Source organism: Zeimonas arvi (assembly GCF_008039575.1).
GTDB classification, from domain to species: Bacteria; Pseudomonadota; Gammaproteobacteria; order Burkholderiales; family Burkholderiaceae_E; genus Zeimonas; species Zeimonas arvi.
Map to the genome: position 1 here is coordinate 23,707 of NZ_VDUY01000003.1, position 23,336 is coordinate 47,042.

Sequence of the window (23,336 nt, forward strand, 5' to 3'; positions counted from 1 at the left end):
GCTCAAGGCAGTGGCAGGAGTATCCGGAAGTCGGTGCGTCCTGGCCGGCTGTCGCATTCGATCAGGCCGCCGTGCTGCTGCACGAAAGTCTGCGCGATGGTGAGGCCCAGGCCGCTGCCGCCTTCACGGCCCGAGACGAGCGGAAAGAAGATCCTGTCCCTGATCTCCTCCGGCACGCCCGGGCCGTTGTCGATCACATGCAAGTCCAATGCCAGTTTCCACCGATGCTTGGCGATCGTGACCTGGCGGGCGATCCGGGTGCGCAGGATGATCTCGCCGCGCCCGTTCATCGACTGCGCGGCGTTGCGGACCAGGTTGAGCACCACCTGGATCAGCTGCTCGCGGTCGCCGCGGAATTCGGGAAGGCTGGTGTCGTAGTCGCGCCGCACCGCGAGCCCGTGCGGGAACTCGGCCAGCACCAGCGAGCGGATCCGCTCGCAGACCTCGTGGATGTTCACGTCGCCCACGATGTGGGGGTGCCTGTGGGGGGCCAGCAGGCGGTCGACCAGCAGCTGCAGCCGGTCGGCCTCCTTGATGATCACCTGCGTGTACTCGCGCAAGCCCGGCGAGCCGAGCTCGCTCTCGAGAAGCTGGGCCGCGCCGCGGATGCCGCCCAGCGGGTTCTTGATCTCGTGGGCCAGGTTGCGCACCAGTTCCCGATTGGCCTGCGCGGAGTCGAGCAGGCGCTCCTCGCGATCCACCCGCCAGCGCTTGTCGTGCTCGCGGAACTCGATCAGCAGCATGCCCGGCCCGGCGTCGAGCACCGTTGCGGTGACCAGCAGCAGCATCGGCTCCCGGCCCGGCCGCTCGAGCTCCAGATCGGTGCGCTTCTCCTCGAACTCGCCCGACAGCGCGCCGGCCATCAGGCCCTCGATCGGTGCACCGTCCAGGAACAGCCTGGCGAAGGGCTGGCCCACGACGATCCGGCGCGAGACCTCGAAGAGCTGCTCGGCCGAAGGGTTCAGGTAGGTGGCGCAGCCTTCGCGATCGAGGACGACGACCGCGGTGGCGAGAAGATCCAGTCCGGCGAGCGGCGAATCCGCGCGCGCGCGCCGGGCGGGTTCCGGGTCTGGCGCCGCCCGCGTCACTCCCTGATCGCCGCCAGCTCGCGCTGCAGCGCGCCGATGTTCGCCTCGGAGCGCGCGATGTCCTCCTTCAGGCGCTCCACGCGATCGAGGTACTTCTGGTAGTTGCGCTCGCTGCCCAGCCGGTCGGGCTGGCCATCGTTGTACTCGCGGCGCAGCGACTCGAGCCGGTTCTCTTCCTTCGCCAGCTCGGCTTCCAGGATGCTGCGGCGCTCGCCGTCGCGCGAGCGCTGGGTGCTCGCGTCGACGCGCGGGAAGTCGGCCGGCATGCCGGCCGACGCGGCCGGACGGGCCGTGCCCGCCTGCCCGGCGGGCGGCGCCGAGGGCTTGCCCGCGCCGGCCGGCAGCTTGGGCGACGGGATCGTGGTGAGCGGGGCCATGTCGAGCGCGCGGCAGTTCTTCCCCGAGGGCGTGCCCTGGTAGACGGGCACGCCGGTGTCGGACTCGCAGCGGTAGACCTGCGCCAGCGCGGGCGGCGAGGCCAGCGCGGCAGCAAGGCCGACCGCGGCGGCGATGAGGGGCGGGGAGAACGGCTGGGCGTGCTTCATCGTGTCGGGCCGGGCGGGAGCCCGGCGGCCTGTCGGTCTGGGGGCGAATCGAGTGTAGCAAACGCGAACGGGGCGGTTGCCCGCCCCGTCGACGAACGGAGCGACGACTCGCCCCGCCGGCGCGCGGAGCGCGATCGCCCCGCTGCCCCCGTCATGCCTTACAGGCTGTAGTACATGTCGAACTCGACCGGGTGGGTGGTCATCCGGAAGCGGGTGACCTCCTCCATCTTGAGCTCGATGTAGGCGTCGATCATCTCGTTGGAGAACACGCCGCCGCGGGTCAGGAACTCGCGGTCCTTGTCCAGGTACTCGAGCGCCTGGTCGAGCGACGAGCACACGGTCGGGATCTTCGCGTCTTCTTCCGGCGGCAGGTCGTACAGGTTCTTGTCCGCCGCCTCGCCCGGGTGGATCTTGTTCTGCACGCCGTCCAGACCGGCCATCATCAGCGCCGAAAAGGCCAGGTAGGGGTTGGCGGTGGGATCCGGGAAGCGGACCTCGATCCGGCGGCCCTTCGGGTTGCTGACGTACGGGATCCGGATCGAGGCCGAGCGGTTGCGCGCCGAGTAGGCGAGCTTGACCGGGGCTTCGAAGCCGGGCACCAGGCGCTTGTACGAGTTCGTGCCCGGGTTGGTGATCGCGTTCAGCGCGCGGGCGTGCTTGATGATGCCGCCGATGTAGAACAGCGCGAACTCCGACAGGCCGGCGTACTTGTCGCCGGCGAACAGGTTCTGGCCGTCCTTCCAGATCGACTGGTGCACGTGCATGCCCGAGCCGTTGTCGCCGACGATCGGCTTGGGCATGAAGGTCGCGGTCTTGCCGTAGCTGTGCGCCACGTTGAACACGATGTACTTGAGCAGTTGCGTCCAGTCGGCGCGCTGCACCAGCGTGGAGAACCGGGTGCCGATCTCGTTCTGGCCGGCGCCCGCCACTTCGTGATGATGCACCTCGACCGGCACGCCCATCTGCTCGAGGATCAGGCACATCTCCGAGCGCATGTCCTGGAAGGAATCCACCGGCGGCACCGGGAAGTAGCCGCCCTTGACCGCCGGTCGGTGCGCGAGGTTGCCGCCCTCGAATTCCTTGCCGGTCGACCAGGAGGCTTCCTCGGAATTCACCTTCACGAAGCAGCCCGACATGTCGACGTTCCAGGTCACCGAGTCGAAGATGAAGAACTCGGGTTCCGGGCCGAAGTAGGCGGTGTCGCCGATGCCGCTGGCCTTCAGGTAGGCCTCGGCGCGCTTGGCGATCGAGCGCGGATCGCGGTTGTAGCCCTTGCCGTCGGACGGCTCGATCACGTCGCAGGTCAGGATCAGCGTGGGCTCCTCGCGGAACGGATCGATGTTCGCGGTGGCCGGATCCGGCATCAGCAGCATGTCGGACGCCTCGATCCCCTTCCAGCCGGCGATCGACGAGCCGTCGAAGGCATGGCCGGAGACGAACTTGTCCTCGTCGACAGCGTGCGCCGGCACGGACACGTGCTGTTCCTTGCCGCGGGTGTCGGTGAAGCGGTAGTCGACGAACTTGACTTCGTTGTCGGCGATCATCTTCAACACGTCTTTGGGCGCTGCGGCCATGCTGGGAATCTCCTGGCTTCGGTTTGATGGTGGCGGCCTGCCGTCGAGTCGATGGCGAGCCGCTGGGGTTCAGGTCCGGCGGCCTGTGCCGACGGGGACGATTTCAGAGCTAGCAGTTTCCATGCCAGCACCTTGACGATGCGGAAGCGCGGCGACGCGCCCCGATTGCGCCATTATGGACGCTTCGGCGCCCCGCAGCCATGAACCTCCCCGCAGCCGCGGCGCCGGATCGCGGACGATTCTGGCGCACCCTGCCGGTGCAAGGGCCGGCCGCGCACCCTTTGCGGGCGCTTTAACGCACCATTTCTGTGCACATCCGCTCGACATCCCCCGGGCAAGTTCCAGCGTCGTTTCGGCCAGGTTCAGGCGCCCTCGGGCCAGCGCCACTCGGCGAAGCGCTCGCGCAGCTTCAGCTTCCAGAACTTGCCGGTGGACGTGCGCGGGATCTCGTCCACGAACTCGAAGGCGTCCGGCAGCTGCCAGCTCGCGAAGCGTCCGGCCAGCAGCTCGCGCAGCGATTCGACCGTGACCGTGGCGCCGGGCTTGCGCACCACGCAGGCCAGCGGCCGCTCGCCCCACCTGCGATGCGCGATCGCGATCACCGCGGCCTCGGCCACCCCGGGGTGCGCCATGATCGCGTTCTCCAGGTCCACCGAACTGATCCATTCGCCGCCCGACTTGACCAGGTCCTTCGTGCGGTCGGCGATCCGGATGTAGCCGTGCGCGTCGATCGAGGCGACGTCGCCCGTGCGCAGCCAGCCGTCGGCGGTGAACTTGTCCGGGTCCTGCGGCACGTCGTGGTAGGCGCCGGTGATGTAGGGGCCGCGCACCTGCAGCTCGCCCACGTCGCTGCCGTTCCAGTCGCACACGCCCTGCTCGCCCACGATGCGCGCCTCGACCAGTGCCAGCGGCACCCCGGCCATGGCCTTGCGGGCGAACCATTCGTCGTCGCTCAGCTTGCCCCTCAATTCGGGCTTCTCCAGGAACAGCGAGCCGACCGGCGAGGTCTCGGTCATGCCCCAGCCCTGGGTGACGCGCACCCCGTGCTTCGCGAACTGCCGTATCAGGGCCTCGGGCACCGCCGCCCCGCCCACCATGCTGCGCATCGCGGTCGGCAGCTTCCAGCGGCCGGGGTTCGCCTCGTGGGCCTGGATCAGGCCCAGCCAGATCGTGGGCACGCCGAGCGACAGCGTGGGCGGCTCGGCCTGGATCAGGTCGAGCAGGTCCTCCGGGTGCAGGTGGGGCCCCGGGAACACCAGCCTTGCGCCGACCATCACCGCCGCGTAGGGAATGCCCCAGGAGTTGGCGTGGAACATCGGCGTGACCGGCAGCACCGTGTCGTTGGCCGCGATGTTCACCGCGTCGGGCAGCGCGCAGGACAGCGAGTGCAGGACGGTGGAGCGATGCGAGTAGACCACGCCCTTGGGCTTGCCGGTGGTGCCCGAGGTGTAGCACATGGCCACCGGATCGTCCTCGTGGTGATCGGCGTAGTGGAAGTCGGCCGGCGCGCGGGCGAGCAGCCGCTCGTAGTCGTCGATGGCCGGCTCGCCCTCGTGCGGGTCGCCGTCGCGCTCGGTCACCGGCGCGCCCGAGAACGGGAACACGATCACCCGCTCGAAGCGGTGATGCGGCGCGAACCGCTGGTAGAGCGGCAGCAGCACGTCGTCGACGATCAGGAAGCGGTCGTGCGCGTGGTGCGCGATCCAGCCGAGCTCGTCGGGCGCGAGCCTCAGGTTGAGCGTGTGCATCACGCCGCCAGCCGCCGGGATGCCGAAATAGGCTTCCAGGTGCGCGTGATGGTTCCAGCACAAGGTGGCGACCCGGTCGCCCTTGCGCAGCCCCAGCTTCTTCAGCGCCGCGGCCAGTTGCCGCGCCCGGCGGTGGAAGTCCGCGTAGCGATGGCGGCGCAGCGACTTGTCGGGCAACCGCGACACGATCTCCTGCTCGGGAAACAGCCGGCCGGCGTGCTCCAGCAGCCGGTTCAGCGACAGCGGAACCGGCATCATCGTGCTCTTGACCGAATGCATTAAGCGCTCCTCCATCGGGGCGCGTCGACACGCCCTCGTCCGAATTCGATCCGCTCAGTCTCGCAGAAATCCCTCGATCAGGTCATTGAGGAAACGCATGCCCAACGGCGTCGCGCGGATCACGGTCGGGTCCGGATCGAGCAGGCCGCGATCGGCCGCCCGCTGCAGTTCGCGCGAGATCGCCGCCAGCGACAGCCCGGTGCGCTCGACGAACAGGGCGGCGGGCACCCCGTCGAGCAGGCGCAGCGCGTTCAGCATGAACTCGAAGGGCAGCTCGGCGGCCGCGAGCGTGCGCGACACCTCGATCGCGCCGGAGTCGAGCGCGCCCGACATGTAGGCGCGCGGGTGCCGCAGCCGCGCCTCGCGCACGATCCGGTCGTGGAAGGACAGCTTGCCGTGCGCGCCCGCGCCGATGCCCAGGTAGTCGCCGAACTGCCAGTAGTTCAGGTTGTGCCGGCAGCGATGGCCCTCGCGCGCATAGGCCGAGACCTCGTAGTGACGCAGGCCGGCCGCGCCGGTCTCGTCCTCGACCAGCGCCTGCATGTCGGCGGCCAGGTCGTCGTCGGGCAACGGCGGCGGGCGCCTGGCGAACAGCGTGTTCGGCTCGAGCGTCAGGTGATAGACGGACAGGTGAGGCGGCGCGAAGGCCAGCGCCTCGCGCAGGTCGGCGCGCAGCGCGTCGAGCGACTGGCCGGGCAGCGCGTACATGAGGTCGATGTTGAAGGTCTCGAAGGCGTCGATCGCGGTCTCGATCGCGCGCCGCGCCTGCCCTGCATCGTGGATGCGGCCGAGCGCCGCCAGCGCGTCGTTCGAGAAGCTCTGCACGCCGATCGACAGGCGGGTCACGCCGGCCTGCGCGTAGCCGCGAAAGCGCGCCGCCTCGAAGGTGCCCGGATTGGCCTCCATCGTGACCTCGGCGCCCGGCGCGAGCCGCAGGCGCGCCCGCACCGCGGCGAGCAGCCGCTCGATCGCCTCGGGCGAGAACAGGCTGGGCGTGCCGCCGCCGATGAACACCGTCTGTACGCTGCGCCCCCACACCGAGGGCAGCGCCGACTCCAGGTCGGCGATCAGCGCGTCCACGTAGCGGTCTTCCGGCGGCGAGTCGCCGTCGCGAAACTCGTGCGAATTGAAGTCGCAATACGGGCACTTGCGGATGCACCACGGCAGGTGCACGTAGAGCGCCAGCGGCGGCGGCTCGGACACGCCGGGGGCGGCGCCGGCAAGGCCTGCGCCGGGCGCGGCAAGCACGCCACCGGACCCCGCGGGCCGGATCGGGATCACCGCAAGGCCTCGATCCGGGCGGCGATCAAGACGGTGGCCATGGCAGCGATCATGCCGCGCCGGCCTGCGTGAGCCCGCCCTCGCGCAGGCGCTCGACCAGCGCGCGCATCGCACGGCCGCGATGGCTCGACCGGTTCTTGGCCTCGGCATCCAGCTCGGCCGCGGTGAGACCGACCGAGGGAATCAGGAAATGCGGGTCGTAGCCGAAGCCGCCGGCGCCCCGCGGCGCGTCGAGCACCTCGCCGTACCAGCTGCCGTCGGCCACGATGGGCTGCGGATCGTCGGGCGAGCGCACCAGCACCAGCACGCAGTAGTAGTGGGCGCGCCGGTCGGCCTGCCCCTGCAGGTCGGCGACCAGCTGCGCGTTGTTGGCGGCGTCGGTGTCGGCCGGTCCCGCGCCGCCCGGGGCAGCGACCGCCCGCCGCCCGGCTGCCGCTTCCTCGCGCCGCATCGCCGACCACCGCGCCGACCACACACCGGGCCGACCGCCCAGCGCCTCCACGCAGATGCCCGAGTCGTCGGCCAGCGCCGGCAAGCCGGTGGCGCGGCTCGCGTGCCGGGCCTTGGCCAGCGCGTTCTCGAGAAAGGTGCCGAAGGGCTCCTCGGCCGCCGGCACGCCCAGGGCGGTCTGCGGCAAGAGCTCGAGGCCCAGGGGCGCCAGCAACGCCGCGAACTCGCGCAGCTTGCCGGCGTTGCCCGAGGCCAGCACGACCTGCCGCAGCGCGGGCAGCGCCCGGATGTCCTCGGCGGGCAGCGCTCCGCCGCTCGCGGCGCGCCGAACGTGCTCGCTCACGACGCCAGCGCCGCCTTCTGCGCGGCCACCAGCCGTTCGATCCCCTCGCTCGCCAGCCCGACCAACCGGTCGAGCTGCGCGCGGCTGAAGGGCTCGCCCTCGGCGGTGCCCTGGATCTCCACGAAGCCGCCCGCCCCGGTCATCACCACGTTGAGGTCGGTCTCGCAGTTCGAGTCCTCGTCGTAGTCCAGGTCCAGCACCGGCACACCCTGGTAGATGCCCACCGACACCGCGGCCACGTGCTCGCGGATCGGCGAGCCCGCCAGCACGCCGGCCTTCACCAGCGAGGCCACCGCGTCGTACGCGGCCAGCCAGGCGCCGGTGATCGACGCGCAGCGGGTGCCGCCGTCGGCCTGCAGCACGTCGCAATCGAGCGTGATCGTGCGCTCGCCGAGCTTCGCCATGTCGAAGACCGCGCGCAGGCTGCGTCCGATCAGCCGCTGGATCTCCTGCGTGCGGCCGCTCTGCTTGCCGCGCGCCGCCTCGCGGTCGCCGCGCGTGTGCGTGGCGCGCGGCAGCATCCCGTACTCGGCGGTGACCCAGCCGCGGCCGGCGCCGCGCAGGAAGCCCGGCACCTTCTCCTCGACGCTTGCGGTGCAGAGCACCTTCGTGTGGCCGAACTCGACCAGCACCGAGCCCTCGGCGTAACGGGTGTAGCCCCGGGTGAAGCGGACTTCGCGCAGCACATCGCTGGCGCGGCCGCTCGGGCGGATCGTCATCGGTTTCCTCCGGTTCGTGCGATCGCGTCGCGGATCTCGCGGATCGTCCGCTCGATCTCGTCCTCGCTGATCGCGTCGGGTGCGGCGGCGCCCTCCGGCGGCCCCACCGAAATCGTGGTCGTGATCGCGCCGTCGGGCACCAGCGCCGAGGACAGGCCGCGGCCGGTGTCCTCCTCGCCTTCCCAGGTCATGGCCAGCGCGGTGGCGTTGTCGGCCAGCGCGCCGCCCGCCTCGACCGCGCGCCGCACCAGCATCGGCACGCCGACCAGAGCGGTGTCGGCGCCCAGCGTGGCCACCAGCCCGGCGTCGGTCAGCGGCCCCCAGACGCCGTCGCTGCACAGGAGCAGCGTGTCGCCGGGCACCAGCGCCTGCGGACCGCCCATCTCGATCGTGGGTTCGAAGGGCGAGCCCAGGCAGTTCAGCACCTTGTTGCGTTCCGGATGCCCATCGGCCTCTTCCGGCTCGAGCAGGCCCAGGTCGACCAGGTTCTGCACCTTGGAGTGATCGCGCGTTCGGGCGAGCACCGCGCCCTCGCGCAGCCAGTAGAAGCGCGAGTCGCCGGCGTGCGCCCACCAGGCCTGGCCCTGCTGCACCACGCAGGCCACGATCGTGGTGCGCGGGGCGTCGGGCAGCCGGTTGGCGCGCTGGAAGTTCAGGATCTCGCGATGGCCGCGCCGCAGCGCCACGTCGAGGAAGACCGCCGGGTCGGCCAGCCGCGGCCGGGCCTGTGCCTGGAACATGGCCGCGGCGGCCTGCAGGGCCATCTGGGCGGCGATCTCGCCATGCAGGTGACCGCCCATCCCGTCGGCCACCAGCATCAGCAGGCTTTCGCGGGTGAAGCAATAGCCCATCCGGTCCTGGTTGAGCTGACGCTCGCCGATCAGGCTGTCCTGGTAGATCGAGAATCGCATGGGAGGTTCCGGCGCGCGCCCGCGGCTCAGCCGACCTGCGCCTCGTCGGCGCGCGAGTCGAGCCAGCGGCCGATCGTGGTCGGACGCAGCGGGTTCGGCTCGCCTGCCGCCGCCGCGATGCCGCGCAGCGCGCGCTGCAGCGCGAACACGCTCTGCGGCCGCTCGAGCGGGTTGAGCTTGAGGCACCAGCCGACCAGGTCGAGCAGCGGACGCGAATAGACCTCGGCCAGCGAGTCCAGCGTGGCCGGCAGGCGGTCGTCGAGCTCGCGCTGGTCGGCCTGCTGGGGCGGCTGGCCCAGCATGCAGCCCAGCATGCTGGCGCCCAGCCCGTAGACGTCGGTCCAGGGGCCGAGCTGCTGGGTGCGCCGGTAGAGCTCGGGCGCGGCGAAGCCCGGCGTGTACATCGGGAACAGCCGCTGCGGCTCGGCGTCGAGCGCCCGGCGCGCCGCGCCGAAGTCCAGCAGCAGCGGCGTGCCGTCGAAACGCAGGTAGATGTTGGCCGGCTTCAGGTCCAGGTGCAGCAGCCGGTTGGCGTGCACCTCGCGCAGCCCGTTCATCGCCAGGTTGAACACCCGCACGATATGGCGCTCGGCCATCACCTCGCGGCCGTGCCGGCGCCGGTTGCGCAGCACCACTTCCTGCAGGCTGCGGCCCCGCTCCCAGGCCATCACCATGTAGACGGTGTCGAAGGCCCGGAAGAAGTTGACCACCCGCACCACGTTCGGGTGGAAGATCCGCGCCAGCGCCCGGCCCTCCTCGAAGAAGCAGCGCAGGCCGTTGCGGAAGGTGTTCAGGTTCTGCTCGGGAATCGACGGCGCAAGCTGGCCCGCAGCCCGCTTCACCAGCGTGCTGGGCAGGTACTCCTTGATCGCGAACTTCTCGCCGGTGCCGTCCTCGGCCAGGTACACGATCGAGAAGCCGCCGCTGGCGATCTTCCTTACAATACGGTACCCGCCGACTTCGATCCCGTCGGGAAGCGGAGCGTTGTTCTGGTTGCCCATGGGATCGATTCTACGGTCTCACCGAATCCCCGATCCGAACTTGACCAAGCCAACCGCCGAACGGCGACCCTTGCAGAGCATGACCGGCTACGCGCTGGCCACCCGCGACACCCCGGCCGGCCAGCTGGCCGTGGAATTGCGCAGCGTCAACTCGCGCTTTCTCGACCTGTCGCTGCGCATGCCCGACGAGTTGCGCATCGCCGAACCGCCGCTGCGCGAGCTGATCGGCGGCGCGGTCCAACGCGGCAAGCTCGAGTGCCGGGTCGCCCTGCGCGCCGCCACCGGCGCCGACGCGCCGGCCGCCGTCGACCGGGCCGCCCTGGAACGGCTGGCCGCGCTCGACGCCACGGTGCGCGCCGCGCTGCCGGACGCCGCGCCGCTCTCCGTGGGCGAGGTCCTGCGCTGGCCCGGCGTGATCGCCGAGCAGGCCAGCGCCGAATCGCTGGTGCCGGCCATCCTGGAAGCCGCGAACGAGGCGCTGGCCGACTTCGTGGCCACCCGCGCCCGCGAGGGCCGGCGCCTGGCCGAGCTGATCCTGGAACGCGCCGCGCGCATCGACGAGATCGCACTGCAGGTCGCCGCCCGCGCCCCCGAGCTGCTGGCCGCTCACGAAGACCGGCTGGTCGAGCGCCTGCGCGGCGCGCTCGAACGGCTCACCGCCGGCAGCGACCAGGCCTCGCCCACCGCGATTCCGCACGACGAGACCATGGCCCGGGTGCGCCAGGAAGTCACGCTGCACGGCATGCGCATCGACGTCGACGAAGAGATCGGCCGGCTGCGCGCGCACGTCGCCGAGCTGCGCCGCATCCTCGCCGGCCCCGGGCCGGTGGGCAAGCGGATGGACTTCCTGCTGCAGGAGTTCAACCGCGAGGCCAACACCATCGGCTCGAAGGCCGCGGCGCTGGAGATGACCAACGCGTCCATCGACCTGAAGCTCCTGGTCGAGCAGATCCGCGAGCAGACGCAGAACATCGAATGAACCCGCCCTCCCCCAGGACATCGCAGTCCGGCAAGCCGCATCCCGTGCGCGCCGGCAGCCTGTTCGTGGTCGCCGCGCCCTCCGGCGCCGGCAAGACTTCGCTGGTGCGCGCACTGCTCGACCGCGAGCCGCGCATGCAGCTGTCGGTCTCCTTCACCACCCGTGCGCCGCGCCCCGGCGAGATCGAGGGCCGCGACTACTTCTTCGTGGACCGTGCCGGCTTCGAGCAGCGCCGCGAGGACGGCGAGTTCCTCGAATGGGCCGAGGTCCACGGCAACCTGTACGCCACCTCGCGGCGCTGGATCGAGGAGCGGATGGCCGCAGGGGTGGACATCGTGCTGGAGATCGACTGGCAGGGCGCGGTGCAGGTGCAGCGGCTGTATCCGGATGCGGTGGGCATCTTCGTCGCGCCGCCATCCATCCAGGCGCTGCACGAGCGGCTGGTCGGGCGCGGCCAGGACAGCGTCGAGGTGATCGCCCAGCGGGTGAGCGCCGCCGAGGCCGAACTGAAGCAGGCGCACCGCTTCCAATATGTTATTATCAATCAAGACTTTACGCGCGCACTCGGCGAGCTGCTCACGATCGTCGAAGCGGCGCGGTTGCGGTTCGCCCAGCAGAAGGCCCGGCATGCCGAGACCTTCGATGCACTGGGCATCCGCGGCTGAGCCCGAACGGCGCCCGCGCAGCGGGCAAGCACGCGCGAACCGCGTCCTCCGAATCCGACCTACAGGTAGAAGACCATGGCCCGCATCACCGTCGAAGATTGCCTGAAGAGAATCCCGAACCGCTTCGAGCTCACGCTGGCCGCCACCTACCGCGCGCGCATGCTGGCCCAGGGCCACACGCCCAAGATCGACAGCAAGGAAAAGGACAAGCCCACGGTGACCGCGCTGCGCGAGATCGCCGCCGGCGCGGTCGGCGCCGAGATGCTGCGACGCGTGCCGACCTGATCGGATCGCGCGCGCACGGCTCCCGACATCGACGACCGGCTCCGCCCCGGCAACCCACGGCCATCACCGCACGGGAGAGCGCGGTCATGGCCCTGAACCCCACGCATGACGCCGCGGTCGCCAACGCCGCCGGCAACGGCTTCGTGGCCGCGCCCGACGAACGGCAGGTGGTGTCGCTCGCCAGCCTGACCCGCAAGGCCGCGGCCTACCTCACCGAAGACGACATCCGCCGCATCCGCGAGGCCTACCGCCTCAGCGACGAGGCCCACCTGGGCCAGTTCCGCACCAGCGGCGAACCCTACATCTCGCACCCCATCGCGGTCGCCGAGATCCTGGCCGGCTGGAAGCTCGACGCCGACTCGCTGATGGCCGCGCTGCTGCACGACGTGATCGAGGACACCACGATCTCCAAGCAGGTGCTGGCCGAGCGCTTCGGCACCCAGGTGGCCGAGATCGTCGACGGCCTGTCCAAGCTCGAGCGCGTCGAGTTCGCTTCGAAGGAGCAGCAGCAGGCCGAGAGCTTTCGCAAGATGCTGCTGGCCATGGCGCGCGACGTGCGCGTCATCCTGATCAAGCTCGCCGACCGGCTGCACAACATGCAGACGCTGGGCGCGGTCCCGCCCGACAAGCAGAGGCGGATCGCCCGCGAGACCTTCGAGATCTACGCGCCCATCGCCAACCGGCTCGGCCTGCACGAGCTGTTCCGCGAGCTGGTCGACCTGTCCTTCAAGTACCTGCACCCCTTCCGCCATCGCACGCTGCAGAAGGCGGTGCAGGCGGCGCGCGGCAACCGCCGCGAGGTGCTGTCCAGGATCCTCGAGGCGGTGCAGAAGGCGCTGCCCGAAGCGGGCGTCAGCGCCGAGGTCTTCGGCCGCGAAAAGACGCTCTACGCCATCTACCGCAAGATGCGCGACAAGCAGCTGTCCTTCTCCGAGGTGCTCGACGTCTATGGCTTTCGCGTCATCGTCGAGACGCCCGCGCAGTGCTACCTGACGCTGGGCGCGCTGCACGCGCTGTACAAGCCGGTGCCGGGGCGCTTCAAGGACTACATCGCGATCCCCAAGATCAACGGCTACCAGTCGCTGCACACCACGCTGGTGGGCCCCTTCGGCACGCCGGTGGAGTTCCAGATCCGCACCCGGGAGATGCAGCGCGTGGCGCAGGCCGGCGTGGCGGCGCACTGGCTCTACAAGGCCGAGAAGGAGAGCTTCTCCGACCTGCAGAAGCGCACCCACGAGTGGCTGCAGTCGCTGCTCGACATCCAGAGCCAGACCGGCGACTCGCTCGAGTTCATCGAGCACGTGAAGGTCGACCTGTTCCCCGACGCGGTCTACGTGTTCACGCCGCGCGGCCAGATCCGCGCCATGCCGCGCGGCGCCACGATCATCGACTTCGCCTACAGCGTGCACACCGACATCGGCGATCAGGCGGTGGCCGCGCGCGTGAACCAGCAACCGGTGCCGCTGCGCACCGAACTGCACAACGGCGACGTGGTCGAGGTGATCACCGACCCGAACGCCAAGGCCAACCCCAACTGGCTGTCCTTCGTGCGCACCGGCAAGGCGCGCGCGGGCATCCGCCACTGCCTGAAGACGCTCAAGTACCGCGAGTCGGTCGAGCTGGGCCGCCGACTGCTTGCGCAGGCGCTGTCCGCCCTGCGCATCGACCCGGCCTCGCTCGATGTCCAGGCGCTCGAGCGCGGCGCGCGCGACGCCGGCGCGAAGAGCGTCGAGGAGATGCACGCCGACATCGGCCTGGGCAAGCGGCTCGCGCCGGTGGTGGCCCGCACGATCGCGCTGCAGTTCGGCAGCAAGAGCGCGGCCGCCGCGCTGATCCTCCCGCGGCCCGCGCCGATGATGATCAGCGGCGCCGAAGGCGCTGCGGTCACCTACTCGCCCTGCTGCCACCCGCTGCCGGGCGACGACATCGTGGGACACCTGCGCGGCGGCCACGGCCTGGTCGTGCACCGGGCCGACTGCCGGGTGGCGCAGCGCCAGCGCATCAAGGATGCCGAGCGCTGGGTCGACGTCGACTGGTCCGAGGAGCTGGCCGGCCAGTTCCGCACCGAAATCGAGGTCGCGGTGCGCGCCGACCGCGGCGTGCTCGGCAAGGTGGCCGCCGAGATCGCCGCGAGCGAGGCCAACATCGTGCACGTGTCCATGGACGACGACGCCACCGAGAGCGCGGTGCTGCGCTTCGCGATGATGGTGCGCGACCGCGTGCACCTGGCGCAGGTGATCCGCAACCTTCGCCGCCTGCCCGAGGTCGCCAAGATCACCCGGCACTGAGCGCCGCGCGCAGCCGCGGCGCTCCGGCTAGCCGGCGCATCGATGCGCCGATCGACCTGACGCGGCCGCGCCGCGGCGCTATCCTCCCGGTCCATGAAACCGCTCGTCGTCGACCTCGACAACACGCTGCTGCGCACGGATCTGCTCGCGGAACTGCTGCCCGGCTACCTGGTCCGCAACCCGCTGGCGCTGCCGCGCGTGATCGGCTGGCTCGCGGCCGGCCGCGCCCGCGTCAAGCACGAGATCGCCGCGCGCTGCCCGATCGATCCGGCCACCCTGCCCTACAACGAGGCGGTGCTCGACTGGCTGCGCGCCGAGCACGCGAAGGGTCGCGAGCTCTGGCTGGTCAGCGCCAGCCATCGCAGCTACGTGGAAGCGATCGCCGCGCACCTGGGCCTGTTCGCGGGCGCGCTCGGCACCGATACCGACGACAACCTGAAGGGCGAGCGCAAGCGCGAAGCGCTGGTCGAACGATTCGGCGCACGCGGCTTCGACTACGCGGGCGACAGCCGTGCCGACCTCGCGGTCTGGCGCGACGCGCACGCCGCGATCGTGGTCGGCAACGACGACCGGCTCGCCGAGCAGGCCGGCGCGCTGACCACCGTGGCGCACCGGCTGCCCGCGCCGCGCGGCGGGTTCGATGCCTGGCGCCGGGCCTTTCGCCTGCACCAGTGGCTGAAGAACGGCCTGGTGCTGATCCCGCTGCTCACCGCCCACCTGTGGAACGACGCCGGGGCGGTGCTCGACGCGCTGATCGCCTTCCTCGCCTTCGGCTTCACTGCCTCCACGATCTACGTGCTGAACGACCTGGCGGATCTGGCCGACGATCGCGGCCATCCGGTCAAGCGCCATCGCCCGCTGGCCAGCGCCATGCTGCCGGTGCCGAACGCCCTGGCCGGCGCGGCGCTGCTCGCCCTCCTGGCGCTGGGCTGCGCCGCGATGCTGCCGCCGGACTTCCGGCTGTGGCTGCTCGCCTATGTCGCCACCACCACCGCCTATTCGGCCTGGTTCAAGCGCAAGCCCATCGTCGACGTGATGTGCCTGGCCGGCCTCTACACGGTTCGCCTGCTGGCTGGCGCCGCGGCGGTCGGAGTCGAGGCCTCGTTCTGGCTGCTCGCCTTCTCGATGTTCCTGTTCCTGAGCCTGGCGCTGATCAAGCGCCACGCCGAACTGCGCCGTCACGCGCTGGTCGGCGGCGGCCGCATTTCCCGCAACTACGACACCGACGACCTGCCGGTGATCGTAGCCGGCGGCCTCGGCGCGGGACTGTCGGCGGTGATGGTTCTGGCGCTGTACATCCAGAGCGACCAGACGCGCGACATGTACGCCAACCCCGAGCGCATCTGGATCGCATGCCCGGTGGTGCTCTACTGGGTGCTGCGCGCCTGGTTCCGCGCCAACCGCGGCGAGGTCGACGAAGACCCGGTCGCCTGGGCCGCGAAGGACCCGGCGAGCTGGCTCGCGGCGGCGCTGGTCGCGGGGGCGTTCGCGGCGGCGTTGTGACGCTCAGTCAACGGTCGCGTACACGATCTCGATCACCTCGAGCTCGTCCACGCCGGCCGGCGTGCGCAGCGTGACCACGTCCCCTTCGCGCGCCTTGGCCAGCGCGCGCGCGATCGGCGAGATCCAGCTCACGCGGCGGCGCGGCGGGTCGACCTCGTCGATGCCCACGATCGTGATCGTTTCCTCGCTATCGTCCGGGCCCGGCCGCGCGCCGGCGCGCCGGCGCAGGTAGGTCACCGTGGCGCCGAAGAAGACCTGCTCCAGGTTCTGCTGCCGCGCCGGGTCCACCACCTCGGCCTTGTCCAGCCGCTTGGTCAGGAAGCGGATCCGGCGGTCGATCTCGCGCAGCCGCTTCTTGCCGTACAGGTAGTCACCGTTCTCGGAGCGGTCGCCGTTCGACGCCGCCCACGACACCACCCGCACCACCTCGGGCCGCTCCACGTCGAGCAAGTGCAGCAGCTCGGCCTTCATCCGGGCGTGACCGGCCGGCGTCATGTAGTTGCGCCCGCCGGGCGGCAGCGGCGCGGTCTCTTCGGTGTCGAGCTCGTCGTCGACGTCCGGTTCTTCCTTCGTGAATGCCTTGCTCATGACTCGTTCATCGATTGACGACCGTGACGCATTTCCTCGCTGCGTGCGTCCGCTCGCTTCAGCATGCCTTCGGACACCCCCGTCACGACAGACGAGACACCCCTCGCGCCATGAACGACCGCCGCATGCTCCGCCGCTACCTGATGATGGTCAGCCACGCCGGAGAGGTGCTCGAGGCCTCGTTCGGCAACGATGCGGTCCCGCCGCCGGCCGAGGCGATCGCGGTGATCGAGGACCTGGTGCTGGCGCTGGGGCCGGTCGTTCGCCGGATGCCAGCGGCCTCGCCCCGGCCGCAGGACATCGCCGAATCGCTGGCCGGCTGGGTGCACTGAACGCGCCCCCTCAACTCCCTGCCACCGCCATCTCGCCGATCAGCACCGACCCGGTGCGCTTGGTGCCGCGCACGATCTCGTCGGCGCCCACCGCGCGGACGTCCTGGAACATCTGCCGCAGGTTGCCCGCGATCGTGATCTCCTCGACCGGGTAGGCGATCTTCCCGTTCTCGACCCAGAAGCCGGCCGCCCCGCGCGAGTAGTCGCCGGTCACGTAGTTCACGCCCTGGCCCATCAGGTCGGTGACGAAAAGACCGGTGCCCAGCCTGGCGAGCATGGCCTCGAGGTCGTCGCGGCGTTTCGTGTGCCGGCTCGCGAAACGCAGGTTGTGCGAGCCGCCGGCGTTGCCGGTGGTCCGCATGCCCAGCTTGCGCGCCGAGTAGGTCGACAGGAAATAGCCCTGCAGCACGCCGGCCTCGACCACCAGGCGCTTCTTCGTGGCCACGCCCTCGTTGTCGAAGGGCGAGCTGCCCGATTCGCCGCGCAGCGTGGGGTCTTCCACGATGTCGATGTGCTCGGGGAAGACCGAGTGGCCCAGCGAATCCACCAGGAAGGTGGTCTTGCGATACAGCGCGCTGCCGCTGGTGGCCTGCACGAAATGGCCCAGCAGCCCGCAGGCCAGCGGCGCCTCGAACAGCACCGGCACCCGCCGCGTGGACAGGCGCCGCGCGCCCAGTCGCGACAGCGCGCGCTCGGCCGCGTAGCGCCCCAGCGCCTGCGGATCGGCAAGCTTCTTCGGGTTGCAGTGCGAGGCGTACCAGTCGTCGCGCTGCATGTCGCGGCCGCGCTGCGCGATCGGCGCCGCGCCGATCGAATGCCGGCTGTAGCGAAAGCCGCCCGAGAATCCCAGCGAGTTGGCCGCCACGAAATGACCGTGGCTCACGCTCACCGACGCGCCCTCGGAATTGCGGATCATCGGGCTGGTGGCGAAGGCGGCCGCCTCGGCGGCCTGGGCCATCTCGACCGCCTCGTCGACCGACAGGTTCCAGGCGTGGAACACGCCCGGATCCTTCCAGTCGCGCGCGAGCAGCTCGGGTTCGGGCAGGCCGGCGAAGGGATCCTCGGCGGTGTAGCGGGCAATGTCACAGGCCGCCGCCACCGTCTCGGCGATCGACCCGGCGGAGAAGTCGCTGGTGCTGGCGTGGCCGCGCCGCGTGCCGAAGTACACCGACACGCCCAGGCCCTTGTCACGCGTCTGCTCGATGGTCTCCACGCGGCCGCGCCGCACGTTGACCGACAGGCCGCTGCTCTCCGAGACATCGACCGCGGCCGCCGACGCGCCGCCGCTGTGGGCGCGCTCGAGCGCCAGGGCAGCCAGTTCGTTCAGGCGGGACTGATCGTATTCGAACATCGCGGGGGATTTCCTCGTGAATCGGCCACGGCGCCCGCTCCGCCGGCGCGAGGCCGGGGCAGGCGCCGATGTCGCCAGGTGAGCCGGTTATCATAGCAGCGGCCATGAGCGCATCCCGACGACACACACGCGAGCAACCGCCTCGCGACCCGCCCCCCGACGAGCGTCCCAGCAAGTCGCAGCGCAAGCGCGACGCGCACGCGTTGCAGGCGCTCGGCGCGCAACTCACCACCCTGCGCGACGACGTGCTGGTGCGCCTGCCCATCGGCGAAGCGCTGATCGAGGCGGTGCGCATGGCCCGCGAGATCCGCAGCCACGAGGGCCGGCGGCGGCAGGTCCAGCTGATCGGCAAGCTGATGCGCGACGCCGACGGCGACGCGATCCGCGCCGCGCTGAACGACGAAGGCCGCGACCACCGCGCCGACGTCGCCGTCCTGCACGCCGCCGAGCGCTGGCGCGAACGCATCCTGGCCGACGACCGCGTGCTGGCCAACTGGTGCGCCGAATTCCCCGACACCCGCGAGACGGTCGAGCCGCTGGTGCTGCGCGCCCGCGCCGAGCTGGCCGGCGAGGGCCCGGGCCGCGCCTACCGAGACCTCTTCCGCAAGCTGCGCGCCGCGCTGGAGGGCGCCGCCGAAAGGAGCAAGCCGCAATGAGCGAGAACACGATCCGCATCGGCCTGGTGTCGGTCAGCGACCGCGCCTCGCAAGGCGTCTACCAGGACCAGGGCGTCCCCGGCCTGCAGGCGTGGCTGGGCGAGGCGCTCGCGACGCCCTGGGAGCCCGTGGTCCGGCTGATCCCCGACGAGCGCCCGATGATCGAGCACACGCTGATCGAGCTGGTCGACCACGAGGGCTGCAGCCTGGTGCTCACCACCGGCGGCACCGGCCCCGCCCCCCGCGACGTGACCCCCGATGCCACCCTGGCCGTGGCCGACCGCGAGATGCCCGGCTTCGGCGAACAGATGCGCCAGATCAGCCTGAACTTCGTGCCCACCGCGATCCTGTCGCGACAGGTGGCGGTGATCCGCGGCAAGGCGCTGATCATCAACCTGCCGGGCCAGCCGAAGTCGATCCGCGAAACGCTCGAGGGGCTGAAGGATGCCGACGGCAAGCAGAGGGTGCACGGGATCTTCGCGGCGGTGCCGTATTGCCTGGACCTGATCGGGGCGCCGTACGTGGAGACGAACGAGTCCCTGTGCAAGGCCTTCCGGCCGAAGTCGGCGAAGCGGGGCTGAGCTCGCGGCTTGTGCCGGTTCGCCCGGCGGCGCAGGCCGGGCTCGGATTCCGGACGCCGAGGCTGCGTCTCGCTTCGCGGGGTTCCCTCGCCTTCGTCGTCCGCGGCGGCTCGGGCGCAACTCGCGGCCCTTCAGGGCCGCTCGGACAGCGCCCTCGCTGATCGCCGCTCCCTTCCGAAGCGCTCGGCTTGCGAAGGCGCCCGGAATCCGAGCCCGGCCCGCACCGCCTGGATGTCGTGGCACGCGTCGCGAGCTCATCCCCGCTTCGTCGGCTTCGGCGCTCTCGGCCAAAGGTTCGGATCGACTTCTCGGAAGGGCTCGGTCGCGGCCTCGAATTCACGGACCTCCGCGTCCGACCATGGCCCCGCGAGTGCGGTCTCACTGACGTACTGCACGTCGCCAGGGAAGCCCTGTGCGTCACCATCTCCCGGAGCATGTCCAGCAAGCCTGGATCGAGGCATGTCTGATCCTCTCTATCGATTCATCGGTCTGTACGTTTAGCAGAAAGAGGGCGGGCTGAACACGCCGCGCAGGCCACGCGGCCGCTCCCAAGCTCTTCACGCAGGCCGGCAGGCCAGACGCTCCGCACGCCACCGTCTCCAGGCCGGCGGGGGTGGAGGCGCTTCCCGGGCGCCTGTGCAAGCCGAGCGCTTCCGAAGGGAGCGGCGATCAGCGAGGGCGCTGTCCGAGCGATTCCAGAGGAATCGCGAGTTGCGCCCGAGCCGCCGCGGACGAGGAAGGCGAGGGAAGCCCCGCGCAGCGGGGCCGCAGCACCGGCGCCCGGGAAGCGCCTCCACCCCCGCCGGCCGGGCGCAGGCAAACGAGAGGCGTCAGGCCCGCCGCACCGAAGTGACCCCCGGCACCGCCCGCACCGCCGCGAGCGTCGCCTGCAGCTGCCCCGCATCCGTCACCTCGACCGTGAACCGCATCCGCGCCTCCTGCCGCCGGGTGGCCGTCTGCATGCCGATCACGTTGACCCGGTCGCGCGCCACGGTTTCCACGATGTCGCGCAGCAGGCCGGTGCGGTCGGCCGCCTTCACTTCGATGTCCACCGGATAGCGCCGCGCGCGGGCGTCGGCGGCCGGGCGCGGCTTTCCCCACTCGGTCTCGATGACCCGCTCGGGCGAGCGCGCTGCCAGCCGCGCGAAGGTGCTGCAGTTGTCCCGGTGCACCGACACGCCGCGGCCGTGGGTCACGAAGCCCACGATCGGATCGGGCGGCACCGGCCGGCAGCAGCGGGCGAGCTGCGTGAGCAGCGAGTCGATGCCCACCACCAGCACGCCGTCGCCGCCGGCCCCGGCCTTCTGCCGGCGGGCGGCGATCACCGAGGCCAGATCGGGTTCGTCGAGGCCGGCTCGCGCAGGATCCTGTGCCGGGTCATGGCGCGCCGCTTCCTCGAGCTGGCGCGGCCCGATCTCCTCGCGCGCCACCGCCACGAACATCGCGCCGGCGTCGGGCTGGCCCAGCCGCCGGGCCAGCTCGTCGAAGGCCAGCGCGGTGCGGCCCTCGCGCTGCAGGACCTTCTCGACCTTCTCGCGGCCGGCCGCGGTGTCGCGCTCGAGCTCGCGGGCGTTGAACCACTGCCTGAGCTTGGCGCGGGTACGCTGGCTTCGAACGTAGCCCAGCTGCGGGTTCAGCCAGTCGAGCGAGGGACCTTCGTGACCGGTGTCCTTGGCCGCCACGATCTCGACCGTCTGGCCGTTCTGCAGCGCGGTGTTCAGCGGCACCATGTGGCCGTCGACCTTCGCGCCTCGGCAGCGGTGGCCAAGGCTGGTGTGCACCTGGTAGGCGAAGTCCACCGGCGTGGCGCCGGCCGGCAGCTCGATCACCCGCGCCTGCGGCGTGAGCACGTAGATGCGCGCTTCGTCCGCGATGTCGCGCGCGTCCTGGTCCGCGGCGCCCGTCGAAGCCTTGCCCGTCGAAGCCTTGCCCGGCGCGGCCGTTCCGCGCGGCACCGCCGCGCCGCCCAGCGCCTCGCCCACCTCGCGCTGCCAGGCCAGGAGCTGGCGCATCCAGGCGATGCGGTCCTCGAAGGCCTGGTCGCTGCGCGCGCCGCTGCCGGCCGCGCCGCTGGCCCGCTCCTTGTAGCGCCAGTGCGAGGCCACGCCGTACTCGGCGAAGCGGTGCATCGCCTCGGTACGGATCTGCACCTCGAGCGGCCGGCCGTCCTCGGCGGTGACCACCGTATGAAGGGACTGGTAGCCGTTCGGCTTGGGCCGGGCGATGTAGTCGTCGTACTCCTCGGGGATCGACTGCCACATGGCGTGCACCACGTCGAGCGCGGCGTAGCACTGGGCCACCTCGCCCACGATCACCCGCAGCCCGCGCAGGTCGGAGATGCCTTCCAGTTCGCGCTGCTTGCTGCGCATCTTGTTCCAGATGCTGTAGATGTGCTTGGGCCGCCCGCTGACCTCGGCGTTCAGGCCGGCCGCCGCCAGCGCCTGGCGCAGGCGCTGCGCGGTGGCGGCGATGTAGGCCTCGCGCTCGACCCGCCTTTCCTCGAGCGCGCGCGCCAGCGACTTGTAGGCCTCGGGCTGCAGGAAGCGGAAGGACAGGTCCTCGAGCTCCCACTTGAGCTGCCACAGCCCGATCCGGTTGGCCAGCGGCGCCAGCACCTCGAGCGTCTCGCGGCTCACCGACTCGTCGGGTGCGCGCTTCTCGGCCGCGTGGTAGCGCAGCGTCTGCAAGCGCGAGGCCAGCCGCAGCAGCACCACCCGGATGTCGGTGGCCATCGCCAGCAGCATCCGGCGCAACGTCTCGGTCTGGGCGCCGGCGTCCGCGCCTTCGGGGCGGCGCAGCGCGCGCAGCCGCCGCACCTGGCGCATCGCGTCGACCAGCCGGCCCACCTCGGGGCCGAACTCGCGATCCACCGCCTCGCGCGGCAGCAGCGAGGCCGGCTCGACCAGCGCCGCGGCGATCTGGGTGGCCTCGTCGGCGCCGATCGCGTGCAGGATCGCGATCGTGCCGCGGGCGTGCGCCAGGTAGCCCTCGCCGTTGGGCGCGGCGGTGTCGCAGACCGCGTCCGCGGCGAGGGACAGTGCGCGGCGCACCCGCGCGCTGTCCCCATTTCCGTGGTCGATCCGCGCGGCGTCGGTGATAGGCTTCGGCTCGCTCATCGTGGTCGGTGGAGATTCCGGCCGATTATAGGTTTCGACCTTGGTTTCGCTGCTCAAACGCCTGTTCGGCCGGCCCGCGCCGGCGGCCGCCGATCTCGACCATGCCCTCTGGCGCGAGACGCTGGCTGCCATGCCCTGGCTCGGCCACCTCGACGCAGCCGGCCTGGCCCGCCTGCGCGAGCTGTCGGCCGGCTTCCTGGCCGCCAAGACGATCACCGGCGCGGCCGGCTTCGAGGTCGACGACCGGGTGCGGGTCGCGATCGCCGCCCAGGCCTGCCTGCCGATCCTGAAACTGGGTCTGGCCGCCTACGACGACTTCGTCGAGATCGTCGTCTATCCCGACCGCTTCCTGGTGTCGCGCAGCCAGGTCGACGAGGCCGGCGTGGTCCACGAGTCCACCGACGAGCTGGCCGGCGAGGCGATGGAGCGCGGCCCGGTGGTGCTGTCCTGGCCGGACGCCGACCCGAACGCAGACGCCGACCCCGCCTCGCGCGGCTGGAACGTGGTGATCCACGAATTCGCCCACAAACTGGACATGCTCGACGGCGAGCCCGACGGCGTGCCGCCCTTGCCCGCCCGCCGGCGCGCCGCCTGGACCCGCGAGATCGAGGGCGCCTGGGAGAGCTTCTGCGGCATGCTCGACCGGCTGGAAGAGTCGATCCCCCGCCACGTCGACCCCGAGTCGCCCCAGGGCGAGGCCTGGTACGCCAGCCTGCCGCTCGATCCCTATGCCGCCACCGACGTCGGCGAGTTCTTCGCGGTGGCCGCCGAGGCCTTCTTCGTGGATCCGGAACCGCTGGCCGAGGTGTTTCCGGACCTGTACCGCCTGTTGACCGACTATTTTGGTCAGGATCCACGCTCCGCGGTCCGCTGATCCGCCGCTGCCGGGCGGGCGCCAGGGCGGCGGCTCGGCCGGCCGCCGCTGGGCGTCCCGGGCAAACCGCCTTCCGCGCCCCCTGTCCATCCCCCGTATCGGGGGAGATGCAGCCTGCATCATTGTCGAATATCCTTACCAACCCGGGTAAGTCCCCTGCCGGTCATCGACGCCAGCCG

21 protein-coding genes are annotated in these 23,336 nt (G+C 71.1%); 9 read left to right on the top strand and 12 right to left on the bottom strand.

Annotated elements, in window-relative coordinates; all coding sequences use genetic code 11:
• Positions 1-2: 2 nt before the first annotated feature.
• The 9 genes from glnL to FHP08_RS07515 all read right to left on the bottom strand — a co-directional run bounded on the left by glnL (position 3) and on the right by FHP08_RS07515 (position 9,939).
• Complete coding sequence (glnL, locus tag FHP08_RS07475; RefSeq protein WP_147703832.1) at positions 3-1,088, bottom strand: nitrogen regulation protein NR(II); 1,086 nt, start codon at positions 1,086-1,088, stop codon at positions 3-5.
• Positions 1,085-1,633: a DUF4124 domain-containing protein gene (locus FHP08_RS07480; RefSeq protein ID WP_147703833.1), complete on the bottom strand. Its 549-nt coding sequence runs from the start codon at positions 1,631-1,633 to the stop codon at positions 1,085-1,087. Before FHP08_RS07480 ends, glnL begins: the two co-directional genes overlap by 4 nt.
• 158 nt (positions 1,634-1,791) lie before the next feature.
• Positions 1,792-3,207, bottom strand: a complete 1,416-nt coding sequence (gene glnA / locus FHP08_RS07485) for a glutamate--ammonia ligase (protein WP_147703834.1) — start codon at positions 3,205-3,207, stop codon at positions 1,792-1,794.
• Between the two features lie 362 nt (positions 3,208-3,569).
• On the bottom strand, positions 3,570-5,234 hold the full coding sequence (locus tag FHP08_RS07490; protein ID WP_225879071.1) for a long-chain fatty acid--CoA ligase: 1,665 nt from the start codon (positions 5,232-5,234) through the stop codon (positions 3,570-3,572).
• Between the two features lie 54 nt (positions 5,235-5,288).
• Positions 5,289-6,515, bottom strand: a complete 1,227-nt coding sequence (gene hemW, locus FHP08_RS07495; protein WP_407703998.1) for a radical SAM family heme chaperone HemW — start codon at positions 6,513-6,515, stop codon at positions 5,289-5,291.
• Between the two features lie 49 nt (positions 6,516-6,564).
• A complete protein-coding gene (gene rdgB / locus FHP08_RS07500; RefSeq protein WP_147704341.1) occupies positions 6,565-7,236 on the bottom strand; it encodes an RdgB/HAM1 family non-canonical purine NTP pyrophosphatase in 672 nt (223 codons plus the stop codon).
• A gap of 68 nt (positions 7,237-7,304) precedes the next feature.
• Positions 7,305-8,027 (bottom strand): ribonuclease PH, encoded by a 723-nt coding sequence (rph, locus tag FHP08_RS07505; protein ID WP_147703836.1) that lies wholly within the window; start codon positions 8,025-8,027, stop codon positions 7,305-7,307.
• Positions 8,024-8,938: a PP2C family protein-serine/threonine phosphatase gene (locus FHP08_RS07510; RefSeq protein WP_147703837.1), complete on the bottom strand. Its 915-nt coding sequence runs from the start codon at positions 8,936-8,938 to the stop codon at positions 8,024-8,026. Before FHP08_RS07510 ends, rph begins: the two co-directional genes overlap by 4 nt.
• A gap of 26 nt (positions 8,939-8,964) precedes the next feature.
• Entirely contained in the window at positions 8,965-9,939 is a 975-nt protein-coding gene (locus FHP08_RS07515; RefSeq protein ID WP_147703838.1) for a serine/threonine protein kinase, read from the bottom strand.
• 40 nt (positions 9,940-9,979) lie between these two features.
• Between FHP08_RS07515 and FHP08_RS07520 the strand changes: the two genes are divergently transcribed.
• The 5 genes from FHP08_RS07520 to FHP08_RS07540 all read left to right on the top strand — a co-directional run bounded on the left by FHP08_RS07520 (position 9,980) and on the right by FHP08_RS07540 (position 15,659).
• On the top strand, positions 9,980-10,918 hold the full coding sequence (locus FHP08_RS07520) for a YicC/YloC family endoribonuclease (protein WP_222707844.1): 939 nt from the start codon (positions 9,980-9,982) through the stop codon (positions 10,916-10,918).
• Complete coding sequence (gmk, locus tag FHP08_RS07525; RefSeq protein WP_147703840.1) at positions 10,915-11,583, top strand: guanylate kinase; 669 nt, start codon at positions 10,915-10,917, stop codon at positions 11,581-11,583. The genes FHP08_RS07520 and gmk overlap by 4 nt, the downstream gene beginning before the upstream one ends.
• A gap of 75 nt (positions 11,584-11,658) precedes the next feature.
• Complete coding sequence (rpoZ, locus tag FHP08_RS07530) at positions 11,659-11,868, top strand: DNA-directed RNA polymerase subunit omega (RefSeq protein WP_147703841.1); 210 nt, start codon at positions 11,659-11,661, stop codon at positions 11,866-11,868.
• Positions 11,869-11,954: 86 nt separating this feature from the next.
• On the top strand, positions 11,955-14,156 hold the full coding sequence (locus FHP08_RS07535; protein ID WP_147703842.1) for a RelA/SpoT family protein: 2,202 nt from the start codon (positions 11,955-11,957) through the stop codon (positions 14,154-14,156).
• A 93-nt stretch (positions 14,157-14,249) separates the two neighbouring features.
• Positions 14,250-15,659, top strand: a complete 1,410-nt coding sequence (locus tag FHP08_RS07540) for a UbiA family prenyltransferase (RefSeq protein WP_147703843.1) — start codon at positions 14,250-14,252, stop codon at positions 15,657-15,659.
• 3 nt (positions 15,660-15,662) lie between these two features.
• Here FHP08_RS07540 and greB read toward each other — a convergent pair whose 3' ends face one another.
• On the bottom strand, positions 15,663-16,247 hold the full coding sequence (greB, locus tag FHP08_RS07545) for a transcription elongation factor GreB (protein WP_147703844.1): 585 nt from the start codon (positions 16,245-16,247) through the stop codon (positions 15,663-15,665).
• A 110-nt stretch (positions 16,248-16,357) separates the two neighbouring features.
• Between greB and FHP08_RS07550 the strand changes: the two genes are divergently transcribed.
• Positions 16,358-16,579, top strand: coding sequence for a hypothetical protein (locus tag FHP08_RS07550; protein ID WP_147703845.1), 222 nt, complete (start codon positions 16,358-16,360; stop codon positions 16,577-16,579).
• Positions 16,580-16,589: 10 nt separating this feature from the next.
• On the opposite strand, the gene pmbA is transcribed toward FHP08_RS07550, so the two are convergent.
• A complete protein-coding gene (gene pmbA / locus FHP08_RS07555) occupies positions 16,590-17,930 on the bottom strand; it encodes a metalloprotease PmbA (RefSeq protein WP_147703846.1) in 1,341 nt (446 codons plus the stop codon).
• A 104-nt stretch (positions 17,931-18,034) separates the two neighbouring features.
• Here pmbA and yjgA point away from each other — a divergent pair, with 104 nt between their 5' ends.
• Positions 18,035-18,586: a ribosome biogenesis factor YjgA gene (yjgA, locus tag FHP08_RS07560; RefSeq protein ID WP_187272213.1), complete on the top strand. Its 552-nt coding sequence runs from the start codon at positions 18,035-18,037 to the stop codon at positions 18,584-18,586.
• Entirely contained in the window at positions 18,583-19,167 is a 585-nt protein-coding gene (mog, locus tag FHP08_RS07565; RefSeq protein WP_147703848.1) for a molybdopterin adenylyltransferase, read from the top strand. Before yjgA ends, mog begins: the two co-directional genes overlap by 4 nt.
• 830 nt (positions 19,168-19,997) lie before the next feature.
• Here mog and FHP08_RS07570 read toward each other — a convergent pair.
• Positions 19,998-22,283: a RelA/SpoT family protein gene (locus FHP08_RS07570; RefSeq protein WP_147703849.1), complete on the bottom strand. Its 2,286-nt coding sequence runs from the start codon at positions 22,281-22,283 to the stop codon at positions 19,998-20,000.
• Positions 22,284-22,332: 49 nt separating this feature from the next.
• On the opposite strand from FHP08_RS07570, the gene FHP08_RS07575 reads away from it, so the two are divergent.
• Entirely contained in the window at positions 22,333-23,157 is an 825-nt protein-coding gene (locus tag FHP08_RS07575) for a M90 family metallopeptidase (RefSeq protein WP_407704011.1), read from the top strand.
• Positions 23,158-23,336: the final 179 nt, after the last annotated feature.

Bases quoted from the DNA above. Each gene is read 5' to 3' on its own strand.
- glnA (WP_147703834.1), bottom strand. From the start codon at position 3,207: ATGGCCGCAGCGCCCAAAGACGTGTTGAAGATGATCGCCGACAACGAA.
- FHP08_RS07480 (WP_147703833.1), bottom strand. From the start codon at position 1,633: ATGAAGCACGCCCAGCCGTTCTCCCCGCCCCTCATCGCCGCCGCGGTC.
- rpoZ (WP_147703841.1), top strand. From the start codon at position 11,659: ATGGCCCGCATCACCGTCGAAGATTGCCTGAAGAGAATCCCGAACCGC.
- greB (WP_147703844.1), bottom strand. From the start codon at position 16,247: ATGAGCAAGGCATTCACGAAGGAAGAACCGGACGTCGACGACGAGCTC.
- FHP08_RS07550 (WP_147703845.1), top strand. From the start codon at position 16,358: ATGAACGACCGCCGCATGCTCCGCCGCTACCTGATGATGGTCAGCCAC.
- FHP08_RS07540 (WP_147703843.1), top strand. From the start codon at position 14,250: ATGAAACCGCTCGTCGTCGACCTCGACAACACGCTGCTGCGCACGGAT.
- rph (WP_147703836.1), bottom strand. From the start codon at position 8,027: ATGACGATCCGCCCGAGCGGCCGCGCCAGCGATGTGCTGCGCGAAGTC.
- pmbA (WP_147703846.1), bottom strand. From the start codon at position 17,930: ATGTTCGAATACGATCAGTCCCGCCTGAACGAACTGGCTGCCCTGGCG.
- gmk (WP_147703840.1), top strand. From the start codon at position 10,915: ATGAACCCGCCCTCCCCCAGGACATCGCAGTCCGGCAAGCCGCATCCC.
- FHP08_RS07515 (WP_147703838.1), bottom strand. From the start codon at position 9,939: ATGGGCAACCAGAACAACGCTCCGCTTCCCGACGGGATCGAAGTCGGC.
- FHP08_RS07535 (WP_147703842.1), top strand. From the start codon at position 11,955: ATGGCCCTGAACCCCACGCATGACGCCGCGGTCGCCAACGCCGCCGGC.
- FHP08_RS07570 (WP_147703849.1), bottom strand. From the start codon at position 22,283: ATGAGCGAGCCGAAGCCTATCACCGACGCCGCGCGGATCGACCACGGA.
- FHP08_RS07490 (WP_225879071.1), bottom strand. From the start codon at position 5,234: ATGCATTCGGTCAAGAGCACGATGATGCCGGTTCCGCTGTCGCTGAAC.
- yjgA (WP_187272213.1), top strand. From the start codon at position 18,035: ATGAGCGCATCCCGACGACACACACGCGAGCAACCGCCTCGCGACCCG.
- mog (WP_147703848.1), top strand. From the start codon at position 18,583: ATGAGCGAGAACACGATCCGCATCGGCCTGGTGTCGGTCAGCGACCGC.
- FHP08_RS07510 (WP_147703837.1), bottom strand. From the start codon at position 8,938: ATGCGATTCTCGATCTACCAGGACAGCCTGATCGGCGAGCGTCAGCTC.